General features: G+C 50.2%; 13 protein-coding genes. 11 read left to right on the forward strand and 2 right to left on the reverse strand.

The annotated features are described in order from the left end of the window. Positions 1-236: 236 nt before the first annotated feature. The 5 genes from pdhR to Q3O60_RS04210 all read left to right on the forward strand — a co-directional run bounded on the left by pdhR (position 237) and on the right by Q3O60_RS04210 (position 7854). Positions 237-1004: a pyruvate dehydrogenase complex transcriptional repressor PdhR gene (gene pdhR / locus Q3O60_RS04190; protein ID WP_305892657.1), complete on the forward strand. Its 768-nt coding sequence runs from the start codon at positions 237-239 to the stop codon at positions 1002-1004. A gap of 46 nt (positions 1005-1050) precedes the next feature. Then, entirely contained in the window at positions 1051-3717 is a 2667-nt protein-coding gene (gene aceE, locus Q3O60_RS04195; RefSeq protein WP_305892658.1) for a pyruvate dehydrogenase (acetyl-transferring), homodimeric type, read from the forward strand. An 11-nt stretch (positions 3718-3728) separates the two neighbouring features. After that, complete coding sequence (gene aceF, locus Q3O60_RS04200) at positions 3729-5375, forward strand: dihydrolipoyllysine-residue acetyltransferase (RefSeq protein WP_305892659.1); 1647 nt, start codon at positions 3729-3731, stop codon at positions 5373-5375. Positions 5376-5719: 344 nt separating this feature from the next. Further along, positions 5720-7135, forward strand: a complete 1416-nt coding sequence (gene lpdA / locus Q3O60_RS04205; protein ID WP_305892660.1) for a dihydrolipoyl dehydrogenase — start codon at positions 5720-5722, stop codon at positions 7133-7135. A gap of 209 nt (positions 7136-7344) precedes the next feature. Beyond that, complete coding sequence (locus tag Q3O60_RS04210) at positions 7345-7854, forward strand: hypothetical protein (protein ID WP_305892661.1); 510 nt, start codon at positions 7345-7347, stop codon at positions 7852-7854. On the opposite strand, the gene Q3O60_RS04215 is transcribed toward Q3O60_RS04210, so the two are convergent. Beyond that, positions 7841-8386, reverse strand: coding sequence for a GNAT family N-acetyltransferase (locus tag Q3O60_RS04215; protein ID WP_305892662.1), 546 nt, complete (start codon positions 8384-8386; stop codon positions 7841-7843). The genes Q3O60_RS04210 and Q3O60_RS04215 overlap by 14 nt on opposite strands. A gap of 229 nt (positions 8387-8615) precedes the next feature. On the opposite strand from Q3O60_RS04215, the gene Q3O60_RS04220 reads away from it, so the two are divergent. Next, positions 8616-8885 (forward strand): Rho-binding antiterminator, encoded by a 270-nt coding sequence (locus tag Q3O60_RS04220; protein WP_305892663.1) that lies wholly within the window; start codon positions 8616-8618, stop codon positions 8883-8885. A gap of 157 nt (positions 8886-9042) precedes the next feature. After that, positions 9043-9426, forward strand: coding sequence for an acyl-CoA thioesterase (locus Q3O60_RS04225; protein ID WP_369812629.1), 384 nt, complete (start codon positions 9043-9045; stop codon positions 9424-9426). Between the two features lie 79 nt (positions 9427-9505). On the opposite strand, the gene Q3O60_RS04230 is transcribed toward Q3O60_RS04225, so the two are convergent. Next, a complete protein-coding gene (locus Q3O60_RS04230) occupies positions 9506-10003 on the reverse strand; it encodes an aldolase/citrate lyase/malate synthase family protein (protein ID WP_305892665.1) in 498 nt (165 codons plus the stop codon). A gap of 195 nt (positions 10004-10198) precedes the next feature. On the opposite strand from Q3O60_RS04230, the gene Q3O60_RS04235 reads away from it, so the two are divergent. From Q3O60_RS04235 to Q3O60_RS04250, 4 genes are all read left to right on the forward strand, one after another. Continuing rightward, complete coding sequence (locus Q3O60_RS04235) at positions 10199-11710, forward strand: DUF3612 domain-containing protein (RefSeq protein ID WP_305892666.1); 1512 nt, start codon at positions 10199-10201, stop codon at positions 11708-11710. Positions 11711-11785: 75 nt separating this feature from the next. Further along, positions 11786-12193: a YacL family protein gene (locus Q3O60_RS04240; protein WP_305892667.1), complete on the forward strand. Its 408-nt coding sequence runs from the start codon at positions 11786-11788 to the stop codon at positions 12191-12193. Positions 12194-12358: 165 nt separating this feature from the next. After that, positions 12359-12697 carry a P-II family nitrogen regulator gene (gene glnK / locus Q3O60_RS04245; RefSeq protein WP_305892668.1) on the forward strand — a complete coding sequence of 113 codons (339 nt, stop codon included), beginning with the start codon at positions 12359-12361 and terminating at the stop codon, positions 12695-12697. 11 nt (positions 12698-12708) lie between these two features. Then, positions 12709-13980 carry an ammonium transporter gene (locus tag Q3O60_RS04250; RefSeq protein ID WP_305892669.1) on the forward strand — a complete coding sequence of 424 codons (1272 nt, stop codon included), beginning with the start codon at positions 12709-12711 and terminating at the stop codon, positions 13978-13980. Positions 13981-14112 lie beyond the last annotated feature (132 nt).

Consider the following 14112-nt stretch of genomic DNA (forward strand, 5'->3'; position numbering starts at 1 on the left):
ACGTTTATTGCACTATCTGGACGCAGCCATGCGCCCCCTTTATTGTTCTGGTCAGACCAATTCTTTTTGTTCCCGTTTACACTAACCTTTCTAGAGCCTTAGCTCTAACTTTTTACCGGTTTGCATCTGCAACCTTCTTCTGCTTTATTTACTTGTTATGCAGAAACTGGTACCTTAACCACCATTACGGATAATTGGTCTTACCAATTTACACGCTTGTACGACTTACATGGCGGATGGCGCTTTTGATTATTAAACCAGCCAAGTTATCGGATCGTATCGTCGAGCAGCTCGAACACATGCTGCTGGAAGGTAGCTTTACGCCCGGGCAAAAGTTACCGCCTGAGCGTGAGCTGGCATTGCAGTTTGAGGTATCTCGTCCTTCGCTGCGTGAGGCTATTCAGAAACTTGAAGCGAAAGGCTTGGTTAAGCGTCGTCAGGGCGGGGGCACTTATGTCTGCGATAATTTGGCCGTGGGGTTAACCGACCCTTTATTCGAGCTGATTGCCCGGCACCCTGAATCGCAGTTTGATTTGCTGGAGTTTCGTCATGCGCTGGAAGGCATTTGTGCCTATTACGCCGCATTACGTGGTACGGCGGCAGATTTTGAACAGATCCAGCAGCGCTATACCAGTATTTGTCAGGCTCAGGCCAATGCCGATTTAGCTGCCGAGTCTGCTGCCGTAGGGGCATTTCACCAGGCGGTGGCTGAAGCGTCGCATAATGTGGTGCTGCTGCATTTAGTCCGGGGCATGACGCCCCTGGTCGAGCAGAATATTTATTCAAATCTGGCTACCATTCAACAAAAGCCAGAGATTAAGGCGCAACTGAATGCGCACCGTGAGCATTTAATGGAAGCGGTCATTCAGGGGGAGCCAGAAAAAGCGCGTCAGGCCAGCCACAGGCACCTGGCCTATATCGAAGAAGCGTTGCTGGAAGTGGGGAAAGAGCGTTCACGTTTAGAACGCTCATTGCGCCGCTCGCAGCAGGGCGATGCAACCTAAACACACGATGCAATCGTGATGTGTGAACAACCTAAGGAATCCCGATATGTCTGAAGTCAGTCAAGTGGACATCGATGCACTCGAAACCAAAGAGTGGCTGCAAGCACTGGAATCAGTAGTACGCGAAGAAGGTGTCGAGCGTGCTCAGTTTCTGCTGGAGCAAGTACTGGAGCAAGCCCGTCTCGATGGCGTGGATATGCCCACCGGTGTCACCACCAACTACATCAACACTATTCCGCCACAAGATGAGCCTGCCTACCCCGGCGATGTGAATCTTGAACGTCGCATTCGTTCGGTGATCCGCTGGAATGCCATCATGATTGTGTTGCGGGCGTCGAAAAAAGATCTGGAACTGGGTGGTCACATGGCCTCATACCAGTCTTCTGCTGCGTTTTATGAAACCTGTTTTAACCACTTTTTCCGTGCACCAAATGAGCAAGATGGTGGTGATCTGGTGTTTTATCAGGGCCATATTTCTCCGGGTATTTATGCTCGTGCCTTCCTTGAAGGCCGTTTAACTGCCGAGCAGTTGGATAACTTCCGCCAGGAAGTCGATGGCAAAGGCTTGTCCAGTTACCCGCACCCTAAGTTAATGCCGGAGTTCTGGCAGTTCCCGACCGTGTCGATGGGCCTTGGGCCTATTGCGTCGATTTATCAGGCGCGTTTTTTAAAGTATTTGCATGGCCGTGGTTTGAAAGACACCAGCCAACAGCGGGTGTACGCCTTCCTTGGCGATGGTGAGATGGACGAGCCAGAATCCCGTGGTGCTATTTCGTTTGCTGCCCGTGAAGGTTTAGGCAATCTCTGCTATCTGATCAACTGCAACCTGCAGCGTCTGGATGGCCCGGTAATGGGCAATGGCAAGATCATTCAGGAGCTGGAAGGCTTGTTCCGGGGTGCTGGCTGGAACGTGATTAAAGTGGTGTGGGGCAGTGGCTGGGATAAGTTGCTGGCCAAAGATACCACCGGCAAATTGCTGGAGCTGATGAACGAAACGGTTGATGGCGATTATCAGACCTATAAATCCAAAGATGGCGCCTTTGTACGGGAACACTTCTTTGGCCGTTACCCGGAAACTGCTGCCTTAGTGGCGGATATGACCGATGACGAAATCTTTGCTTTAAAGCGTGGAGGCCATGAGCCGTCCAAGCTGTATGCAGCCTTTAAAGCAGCGCAGGAGTGTACCGATAAGCCAACTGTCATCTTAGCTAAAACCGTCAAAGGTTATGGTATGGGTGAGGCGGCTGAAGGCAAGAACATTGCCCATCAGGTGAAGAAAATGGACATGACCCATGTGCAGCAATTGCGTAATCGTTTGGGTTTACAGGATGTGATTAGCGAAGAGGCGGTTAAAGAGCTGCCTTACATTCAACTGGAAGAAGGTTCGCCAGAATACAACTATTTGCATCAACGCCGTAAAGAGCTGCTTGGCTTTACGCCAGTGCGGTTGCCTCGCTTTAGTGGCGAACTGACCTTGCCAGAGCTGGATGCGTTCGAGCCATTGCTGACCGAGCAAAAGCGCGATATTTCCACCACCATGGGCTTTGTTCGTGCGCTGAATGTGTTGTTAAAAGACAAAAACATCGGCAAGCAAATTGTGCCGATTATTGCCGATGAAGCCCGTACCTTTGGTATGGAAGGCTTGTTCCGCCAAATCGGTATTTACAATCCGCGTGGTCAGGGCTATACGCCGGAAGATCGCTCAGTGGTGTCGTACTACAAAGAGGATGTCTCCGGTCAGGTACTGCAAGAAGGTATCAACGAGCTGGGTGCTATGTCGTCTTGGGTGGCCGCGGCGACCTCCTACAGCACCAACGATTTGCCGATGATCCCGTTTTATATTTATTACTCGATGTTTGGCTTCCAACGCGTTGGCGATATGGCGTGGTTAGCGGGCGATCAACAAGCTCGTGGCTTCTTACTGGGCGGTACTGCCGGGCGCACTACGTTGAACGGCGAAGGCTTGCAGCACGAAGATGGCCACAGCCATATTCAGGCCGGTACGGTGCCTAACTGCGTGTCGTACGACCCGACTTATGTGTATGAGTTGGCCGTGATCATTCAGGACGGCATTCGTCGCATGTATGGCCCTGAGCAGGAAAACATCTACTACTACATCACGGTGATGAACGAAAACTATCACCATGGCGCTATGCCGGAAGGGGTAGAAGAGGGCATTCGCCGCGGTATCTATAAGTTGGAAAGTCTGGTTGGTGATAAAGGTCAGGTGCAGTTGCTGGGTTCAGGCACTATTTTGAATGAAGTACGCAAAGCAGCGCAAATTCTTAGCGAAGAGTACGGTATTGGCTCTAATGTGTACTCAGTGACCTCGTTCAATGAATTGGCCCGTGATGGCCAGGATTGTGACCGTTACAACATGCTGCACCCGGATGCCGAAGAAAAAGTGCCTTACATTGCTACGGTACTGAACTCATCGCCAGCCATTGCGGCGACCGATTACATGAAGAGCTATGCTGAACAGGTACGCGCCTTTGTGCCTGCAGAATCTTACAAGGTGTTAGGCACCGACGGCTTTGGCCGCTCGGATAGCCGTGAAAATCTGCGCCGTCACTTTGAAGTGAATACCGGCTATGTGGTGGTGGCGGCCTTGAACGAATTGGCTAAACGTGGTGAGGTGAAAAAATCTGTGGTGTTGGACGCCATTAAGAAATTTGACATCGATACCGAAAAAACCAACCCACTGTACGCATAAGAGGACGACGAATGAGCATTGAAATCCATGTGCCGGATATCGGCGCCGATGAAGTCGAAGTGACCGAAATCTTAGTCAGTGTCGGTGATACGGTGGAAGCGGAACAATCGTTAATCACTGTTGAGGGCGATAAAGCCTCGATGGAGATCCCCGCCAGTGAAGCTGGGGTGGTGAAGTCGATTGAAGTCAAAACCGGTGACTCCATTAAAACCGGCTCGCTGATCATGCTGTTTGAAGCCGCCGATGGTGACAGCAAGCAAGACGACAGCAGCGCTGATAAAGAGAACTCTGAAAAAGAGAGCACTGACAAAGACAACTCGGATTCAGCGAGTGACAGCGATTCTGAAGCAAGCAGCGAAGAAAAAGACGTTGAAGTGCCGGATATCGGTGGCGATGACGTTGAAGTCACTGAAATTCTGGTGGCGGTCGGCGATAGCGTTGAAGCCGAGCAGTCCTTGCTGACGGTGGAAGGCGATAAAGCTTCAATGGAAGTACCTGCGCCATTTGCCGGTACGGTGAAGTCGATTAAAGTCAGCACTGGTGACCGGGTGAAAACCGGTTCACATATCATGGTGTTTGAAGTGGCGGCCTCTGGCGGTAGCTCTGAGAAGAAACCCTCGAAAAGCGACAGCAAAGCTGAATCATCGAAAGCGAAAGACGACGATAAGCCAGCCAAGAGCAAAGCATCGGCTGCTTCTGAGCAGCCAGGCAAAGGCAAGGATGAGTTTGTTGAAAACGACGCCTATGCCCATGCTTCACCGGCGGTACGCCGCGTTGCCCGCGAGTTTGGCGTTAACCTGGCCAAAGTTAAAGGCACAGGCCGGAAAAACCGTGTACTGCGCGAAGATGTGCAAAACTACGTGAAAGAAGTGGTGAAAAAGGTGGAGTCTGGCGCGGTCAGCTCTGGCGGTGGCATGGATGTATTGGCGTGGCCAAAAGTCGATTTTTCCCGCTTTGGCGAGGTGGAAGAAAAGCCACTCAGCCGCATCCAGAAAATATCTGGTGCCAACCTGCATCGCAACTGGGTGCGTATTCCGCACGTCACTCAGTTTGATGAGGCTGATATCACCGGGCTGGAGGATTTCCGTAAAGAGCAAAACCAACTGGCCGAGAAGAAAAAGCTGGGCGTGAAGTACACCCCTCTGGTGTTTATCATGAAAGCTGTGGCCAAGGCGCTGGAAGAGTTCCCGACCTTTAATTCGTCGCTGTCGGACGATGGCCAAAGCCTGATCCTGAAGAAGTACGTGCATTTGGGCATTGCGGTTGATACCCCGAATGGCCTGGTGGTACCGGTGGTCCGTGACGTGAACAAGAAAGGTGTGATTGAGTTGTCGCGGGAGCTGATGGATATTTCAGTGAAGGCGCGCGAGGGCAAGCTAACGTCGGCTGATATGCAAGGTGGTTGCTTTACCATTTCCAGTTTAGGCGGCATTGGTGGTACTGCCTTTACTCCGATTGTGAATGCACCGGAAGTGGCTATTTTGGGGGTCTCTAAATCAGAGATTAAACCAAAGTGGAATGGCAAAGAGTTCGAGCCGAAGTTAATGTTGCCGTTGTCGGTATCGTACGACCACCGGGTCATTGACGGCGCACTGGCCGCACGCTTTACGGCGACATTGGCGGGTTATCTGGCCGATATTCGTCAGATTATTATGTAACAGCAGCTGGTACATAGGGTGTAAACCCGGAAAAGGAATGTTCGGGTTTGCTTGTAGGTGCCGCTGACCGGGTAGCGCACGCAGACACGCCGTAAACCCATCCATGGGGGCTCTGTTTTGCCATCCATGGCAAAAAAGGTCTGCTTAGCGTACCCGCTCATCAGCACTACATAGTCATTTGAGTGCATGACGCAATGTTTTGTTGCTACGCTGAAAAGTTACAAGACATCATTCAGGCTGAATGGTAAAATTCAGCCACATTTTTCATAGGGAGCCTGCACGGTTGTTTCCAACCAGCCAGTTCGCACGCTGCCACAATGGTTCACAAGGTGAAAGGTATAACGATGAGCAAAGAAATCAAAACGCAGGTCGTGGTATTGGGCGCAGGCCCTGGTGGCTATTCCGCAGCATTTCGTGCTGCCGACTTAGGTCTGGACGTCACATTGGTAGAAGCACGCAGCACCTTAGGTGGCGTTTGCTTGAACGTGGGTTGTATCCCATCCAAGGCGTTACTGCACGTGGCCAAAGTGATCGATGATGCTAAAGAAATGGCATCGCACGGCGTGAGCTTCGGTGCTCCAGAGATTGACCTGGATAAAATCCGCAGCTGGAAAGACAAAGTAGTCGGCCAACTGACCAAGGGTCTGGATGGCATGGCTAAGATGCGCAAAGTAAAAGTGGTCAATGGCTACGGCAAATTTACTGGTGCTCATACGCTGCAAGTCGATGACACCACCATCACCTTCGAGCACGCTATCATTGCTGCTGGCTCTGAGCCGGTAGCGCTGCCATTTATTCCAAAAGATGATGATCGCGTCATCGATTCCACTGGCGCTCTGGAATTAAAAGACATTCCAAAAGAAATGCTGGTATTAGGCGGCGGTATTATCGGCCTGGAAATGGGCACTGTGTATCGCGCATTGGGTTCTAAAGTCTCTGTGGTTGAGTTTGCGGACCAGCTGGTGCCTGCAGCTGATGCGGATGTGGTCAAAGCCTACACCAAGTTCAACAGCAAAAACTTCGACATCATGTTATCGACCAAGGTAACCGCCGTAGAAGCGAAGAAAGACGGCTTATACGTTACCTTTGAAGGCAAGAACGCTCCGGAAAAACCAGTACGTTACGACAAGATCCTGGTCGCTGTGGGTCGTAAACCAAACGGCAACCTGATGGATGCCGCTAAAGCTGGTGTTAACGTAGATGAACGTGGTTTTATTCATGCAGACAAACAACTGCGTACCAACGTGAAGCATATCCATGCCATCGGTGATGTGATTGGCCAGCCGATGCTGGCGCACAAAGCGGTACACGAAGGCCATGTTGCTGCTGAAGTCATTGCCGGACAAAAGCATTACTTTGACCCACGCGGTATTCCTTCAGTCGCCTACACTGATCCAGAAATGGCGTGGGTAGGGGTGACTGAGAAAGAAGCGAAAGAGCAAGGCCTGCAGTACGAAGCCGCTACTTTCCCGTGGGCGGCTTCAGGCCGTGCCATTGCGTCGTCCCGTACCGAAGGCTTCACCAAGCTGATTTTCGATAAAGAAACGCATCGCATCATCGGTGGCGCTATTGTCGGTATCAACGCCGGTGAAATGCTGGGTGAAATCGGCCTGGCTATTGAGATGGGCGCCGATGCTGAAGATATCGCGTTAACAGTACATGCTCACCCAACCTTGAATGAATCCATTGGTTTAGCAGCGGAATTGTACGAAGGCTCCATCACTGATTTGCCAAATCCAAAGGCAAAGAAGAAAAAGTAATCTGACGATTACTGTTTAACTGTATGTAGGGGCGCATGATTGCGCCCTTTTTTATAAATCGCGATTGGATAGGCGAGAGCGCAATCTTCCAGGGCGCAATCATGCGCCCCTAGGTTTGTAACAAAACAGAAATTCCGTTACACAATTGCAAGTGTGTTTTTGGGGTTGGTCTGCTAAGGTTTGGTTTTTAATCTCTGGTGGAGATCACTGTGCGCCAGTTGACAGCTTTTGGCTATTATCTAATTGCTTTTTCAGTTATTTTTATTATGGTTCAGCTGGGGTGGCAGTGGTTGCAAGGGGGCATCAATGCCCATCACTTACTAGCAAACCCTAACCTTCCGGCTGTATCGGATGCCTGGGGATTACTGATCATTTCAGGGTTGGCCTGGCTGGCCGCCAGACGTTTGCAGCATACAACAAACCAAGCCGTGTTCTGGTATTCGTTGTTGCTGGGCTTTGGTTATGGTGGCTTACTGGCTTTATTGTATCTCAATGGTATTAGCCAGCCGGTAGCGCTGCTGTTTTTTGGCACCTATTTTTTGGCACTGTTGTTGCCATTGCACCGGGCAGAAATTGTACTGGGCTATGTGGCCGCGCTTAGCCTGGCGTTTGGGGCTGTGCTGCCGTTGTTGATGTCGAGCCCGGCTATTTTGATTGCCTGGCTGGCAGCGAAAGGCCGGCGCTGGTTACAGCAACGACGCCTGCTTAGGCAAGCTTGAGCCGGTACAACACGGCATCCAGTTCACCGAAAGAGTCGCGATGGCGGTATTTCTTCACAAATTGCATACCGAGTTTGCGCATTACGCCAATGGAACCCAGGTTATCTTCGACCGCAATGGCCGATAAATAGTGCACCTGAGGTTTGTCTGCCAGCACAGCGGTAGCAACGGCCTTAGCCGCTTCGCTGGCATAGCCCTGCCCCCAATACGCACGTTTAAAGCGCCAGCCTATTTCGACATCATCGCTGGCTGGCGTGTCAGTATCAAAGTCCATGGGCCGTATCAATACCCAGCCAAGATAAGCCTGATCGCTTAACCGGCACACCTGCCAGATGCCGAAACCAAGCGTTGGAACCAGGTACTTCGCCATGCGTGGCAGCATCACTTGCTGGATTTGCTCCATGCTGGAGCGCTGGCCGCCGTTTAAATAGCGCATCACCTCTTCATCTTGATCCACTTCAAATAACAGCCCGGCATCGTCAGCAGATAGTAATGAAAACTCAAGGCGAGAAGTTGCAGGGATTTGAATCATGGTCGTTTTCCTGATCGTTGCATCATGCTACTGAAAATACTACAGCACTGACTTTTTGTATCAATGATGTGCTGAAGGGTTGGCGAGGTGGGTCTGAATGATTCGAGACTTTCGCGCCAGTGTAATGCAGGCTGCGGTGACTGCCAAGCGTGGAGCCTGCAAATCCAGCTATCTTATTTAGCCACAACTCAGCTACACTAAAACTAATCGGACAGAGCAGGATTCATTGATGATTATCGATTGCGATCAGCATGATTGGGTAGAGATTTTTTGCCTGCGCAAGCAGTTGCTTTTACTCACACTGCAGGGGGGTGAGGTACTGACAGTTCGGGCGGCTGATACCCGTACGGCAGCCGGGCAGGAATATCTGCAGTGCGAAAGTGATACCGGTGAGCAGGAGATACCGCTGCTGGCAATTGTCAGTATTCAGCCACTGCACGATTGCGGAAAACACGATGGTGATCCTATACAGCTAGGTGTGCAAACGGATATTGTATGAGTAGGGGCGCATGATTGCGCCCTTTTTCGGATTCGTGCTTGGACAGGGCGCAATCATGCGCCCCTACGGATGGGTTGTGATATTCGACAGGGCGCCGAGATGCCGCCGGATGTGTACAGCTTATAAAAGAGTGAACAGTAAAAAAGGAAAAGTAAGGGTGTTTTCAGTTGATTTTAAAGTGCGTGATTACGAGTGTGATATGCAGGGCATTGTGAATAATGGGGTGTATTTTAATTATCTGGAGCATGCCCGTCATGAGTTTTTGCACAGCAAAGGTATTGATTTTGCGGAGCTGGCGCGCCAGCAGGTCAATTTGGTGGTGGTGCGTTCAGAAATGGATTACAAGGCACCGCTGACCAGTGGGGACGAGTTTGTTGTGACGGTTGTTTATGAGCCGATTTCGAAACTACGCTTTGGTTTTCGCCAGCAGGTGATTCGCAGCCATGATCAAAAAGTGATGTTGGATGCTTTGGTGATTGGTACTGCAATCAATGGCAGGGGCCGGCCTTTTGTGCCAGAGGCGTTACGTCTGTTGAACTAAATCCTGTAGTTGGTATTTATCGAGTTTCTTAACGTCACAAACAAGGCCCTGTTATGCAGGGCCTTGTCTATAAAGAGACTCATCCGATGTGGTAGTCATCACCATCTGGCGCGGTAAAGCACTTATCCGCTGAGCGAGTTTGCTGGCCATGCAGCAAGCTGAACCATTGGCTTTGTTCTGGCAGCTCGACTTGGATGTCGGTGATGCCCGCTGCATCGGCCAGACCGCACTGGCCGTGAGTCAGGCTAATCTCAATATGGCGGCCATGGTCATTGAGTACGATGGCATCCGGGGCACTTTTACGGCCACACAAGGCAACAAATTGGCCCGGATGCTTAAGGCCAGCTTTGCGGCCATCGGCGAAAAAGGCCAACAAGTGTTGGTAGTACACTTCGTACTGGCATACATCCTGATGGGACCCTTCTGTCAGCGGGCATACTTTATCTAAGAACCCTTTTGAATACGCCGTGACTTGTTGCACATGGCGCTCGTTCAATTGATTGATCTGACTGATCTCTTGTTGGATCAGCTGATGAACGTCGGTGCTATGCTGTTGTTGCTGAGTCATGGTATTCATTTGTCTATCCTCACGTTTATCCGTGTTCTGTTCGGCGTCGGTTATCCTGGCCGGTGGTCGTTGCCACTGTCATCCAGTTGTTGTCACTGCTGTCGTCAAGTACAAAGCAAGGGGTTTGCTCTTGCTTGATTTTTAGTCTAGTCTAGTTTTTTGAGTAATTTGACAATAAAAATTATACAGTGTGAATTTTACAAAATGAAAGCCAATAAAACATTGCTGCGTAAGTCCCATTTTTTGGGCACAAAAATAAGAAACCTGAGAAAACGCAATCACTTAACTATGGATGATCTGTCCACACGTTGCGTACGGGTCAACCCTGATTATGCGCCATCGGTGTCGTATTTATCGATGATTGAGCGCGGCAAACGGGTGCCTAGCGTGGATATGCTGGAAGTGATTGCTGAAGTTTTTCAAAAAGATGTGGACTGGTTTCTCGATGGCGAAGAGCAACAAGACGATATTATTCCGACCAAAGGCAGCCGGGGTGGGATCCATGGCATGCCACTGGAACCGGGTTTTTTGTTTTCCAATGATATTTTGCAAATCGCTATTCCGGAAATGTTGTCACAAACTGGCACCAGTTCGCGACAGTTTGCTCAGTTGTTGATCCGGGCACATCAGGAGCATCATCAGAATCATTTTCCGGAACTAGAGCGGGCGGCAGAGGAAATTGGTTTAAAACGAATGCCGTTGTCAGTCGATGAGTTGATGCAGTTGGCAAAACAGCAAGGGTTGTTGATCGAGTGGTTTGATGAAGCGCCACAGGAGCTGCTGGATGAGCTGGGCGTACGCAGTAAAAATGTCGCCAGTTCGTTCTTTGTACCCCCGAAAGTGTTGCGCTTGAATCGCTTATTGCAGCATTACCCAACCCGTTTGAAATACGAATTAGCAGTACATATTGGCCATGCGGTGCTGCATAACAAAGATGGCGTCAAAAGTTCGATGTCGGTTGGTGGCGCTCATACCAGCAGCGGCATGGTGACCGATACAGTGGCACCGGACGATATTCTGCATGCATGGCGTGATTTTGAGTCCAGCTTTTTTGCGGGGGCCTTACTTTGCCCTAAGGTGCCATTTCGACAATTGCTTGATCGGCATGGTTATGAAGTCAGCAGCCATAAACTGGCTGAAGTATCGGCTTCGGTAGCGATGCGGCGAATGACGGCGGTTTCATCCTATCCGCATTGGCATTATTTTGATGCCTATACCGCCGGAAAATTAAAAGCCGTGTACCGGGGCAATGGTATTCCTTTGCCATGGGGCAATATGCGTGAAGTGGAAGACCCGTGCCAGCATTGGGCGGTGTTTCGTATGTTTGATGTGGCCGGGCAGGGTAGCTCAGCGCAGCTATCCTTGCTGGATGTGCGGGGTAAGCCTCGTATCTATTGTTGTGAATCGATTAGGGTCAATGATTTAGCCGGCAATGCTCATGTATTGTGTGCTGGTATCGATTTAAATCCTGCCATTGAAGCACAGGGGATGAATGCACAAGGCATTGCCGAAGACATGAAAGAGCGCTGTATTGCGTCCGGTGGTGCGGCTGCAGTACCTGCCAGCATTCGTTCTACCTTGACCAGTGTAGCCAATATTTTAAATATCAATTGGATAGCTCGTGGGCTTGAAAAACCGGCTGAGCTTATCTGCTCGCGAGGCCGGTTATGCCCGCGTAAACCTCAGTGCTACCAGTGCCCTGGCAGTGGCTGCTAAACGGTAAAAAATTTATCGGCAACCCGCTTATCCACAGTGATTTCGGCTACACTAAAAGCGTCAAAGGAGGAAACCGTGGACTACGAATTTTCTTACAGCCGCGATACCGGCCACTTCACTATTGAGCTGCCGACAGAGCAGGATGCCTTGGCACGTTTTTTACTGGATGAGTTCGTATTGGATCAGGCGGGGTATCACCAATTGCTGCGTGAACTGCAGGCGCTTGGAGCTTCGGGTAGCTGGACGTATCAAGGCAAGAGCTGGTCTTTATTTGTTGAAGATTCCGAGGTACTGGTGTGTCACCACAGCTTACTGGAACTTGAACATGAACCCTTACCGGATAAGCTGGCTGGCAGTGATCTGGTGCTGGATGAAGATAATTTGCAAGCCGAGTGTGGGTTGCAGGATTTGATCCGGCTGGTGGAGCAGTGGCAGGTGTTTATTGCTGGCCAACCCTCCCGCTTGAATGGAGCCAGACGCTGAATTGATTGCACTGCTGCTGTGAACAAACGCACCTTTCTGGTGCGTTTTTTTATAGCTTTCATTCATGATTCCAATTTAATGATTTAAATTCATGTGGTTATAAAAGTGGCACATGATTTCCTTATGTTTTGCAAACACAACGATAAAACCAGAAGGAAATCATCTATGAAGCTTGTATGTGCCATCATCAAGCCCTTTAAGCTGGACGATGTCCGCGAAGCCATCGCGGAGATTGGAGTCGAAGGCTTAACGGTAACTGAAGTCAAAGGCTTTGGTCGCCAGAAAGGGCATACCGAGCTCTATCGTGGAGCTGAATATCAAGTCGACTTTCTACCGAAAGTAAAACTTGAAATTGCCACCCTGGACGAAAACGTCGACCGCTTGCTGGCCGCTATCGAAAAAGCAGCTTGTACCGGCCGTATTGGCGACGGGAAAATTTTCGTATTTGAATTGGCGCAAGTGGTCCGGATCCGAACCGGTGAAACTGACGCAGATGCCATCTAGGGAGAATGACAATGCAAGAACAAATTTTTCACTTACAATTTGCCATGGACACCTTCTACTTTCTGATGTGTGGTGTATTGGTAATGTGGATGGCTGCAGGCTTCTCGATGCTGGAAGCTGGCATGGTGCGCTCCAAAAACACCACTGAAATTTTGACCAAGAACGTTGCCTTGTACTCGATCGCCTGCATCATGTATTTAATCTGTGGTTATCAGCTCATGTACCAAGGCGGCTTCTTCCTTAGCGGTATCGCAGAGCTGGACGTGGATGCTACTTTGGCAGACTTTGCCAGCCGCGAGGATGGTTTTACCGGCGATTCTATATACGCCGGGGCATCGGATTTCTTTTTCCAGGTCGTGTTTGTTGCTACTGCCATGTCTATTGTATCGGGTGCTGTTGCCGAACGGATGAAGCTGTGGGCATTTTTGGTTTTTGCTGTGGTGTTAACCGGGGTGATTTATCCGATGCAGGGTGCCTGGACCTGGGGCGAGCAAGCTGTGTTTGGCTTGTTTGAGCTAGGCGAACTTGGCTTCTCTGACTTTGCTGGTTCAGGCATTGTCCACATGGCAGGCGCATCGGCAGCGCTGGCTGGTGTATTGCTTCTTGGGCCACGCTATGGCAAATACACCAAAGACGGTAAAACGCATGCCATCACTGGTGCTAATATGCCGCTAGCTGCCTTAGGGACCTTAATTCTATGGATGGGTTGGTTTGGCTTTAATGGTGGTTCGGTCCTGAAGTTGGGTGATATGGCCAATGCCAATGCTGTGGCTATTGTGTTCCTGAATACCAATGCAGCCGCCGCCGCAGGTGCGATAGGTGCACTTATCTTGTCGGTGGTGTTGTTCCGCAAAGCTGATTTAACCATGATCTTGAACGGGGCTCTGGCTGGTCTGGTGGCAATTACGGCTGAGCCATCTACACCAACGCCTCTGCAAGCGACTTTGTTCGGTGCTATTGCTGGCTGTATCGTGGTGGGTGCTATCATTGGTTTAGATAAACTGAAAATTGATGATCCAGTCGGTGCTATCTCCGTGCATGGTGTGGTCGGCTTCTTCGGCTTATTATTGGTACCACTGACCAATAGTGACAGTAGCTTTACTGGCCAGTTGATTGGTGCTGCAACCATCTTTATCTGGGTGTTTGGTACCAGCTTAGTTGTCTGGACCGTTCTGAAGAAAGTGATGGGAATTCGAGTGAGTGAACAGGCGGAATACGAAGGCGTAGATCGGCTGGAGTGTGGTATCGAAGCTTACCCTGAGTTTGTTTCTTCAGCAAAATAGTTGGCTACGATGCATCTGAACTAACTTGACTGCCTAACCAATGACCCTGCTATGAAATATAGCGGGGTTTTTAATTAGGAGAGTGAGTAAACAGAAGAAGGATCCGTTGCCACAAAAGGAAACGGCCGCATA

It is taken from the genome of Alkalimonas collagenimarina, from assembly GCF_030717845.1.
Taxonomy (GTDB): Bacteria; Pseudomonadota; Gammaproteobacteria; order Enterobacterales; family Alteromonadaceae; genus Alkalimonas; species Alkalimonas collagenimarina.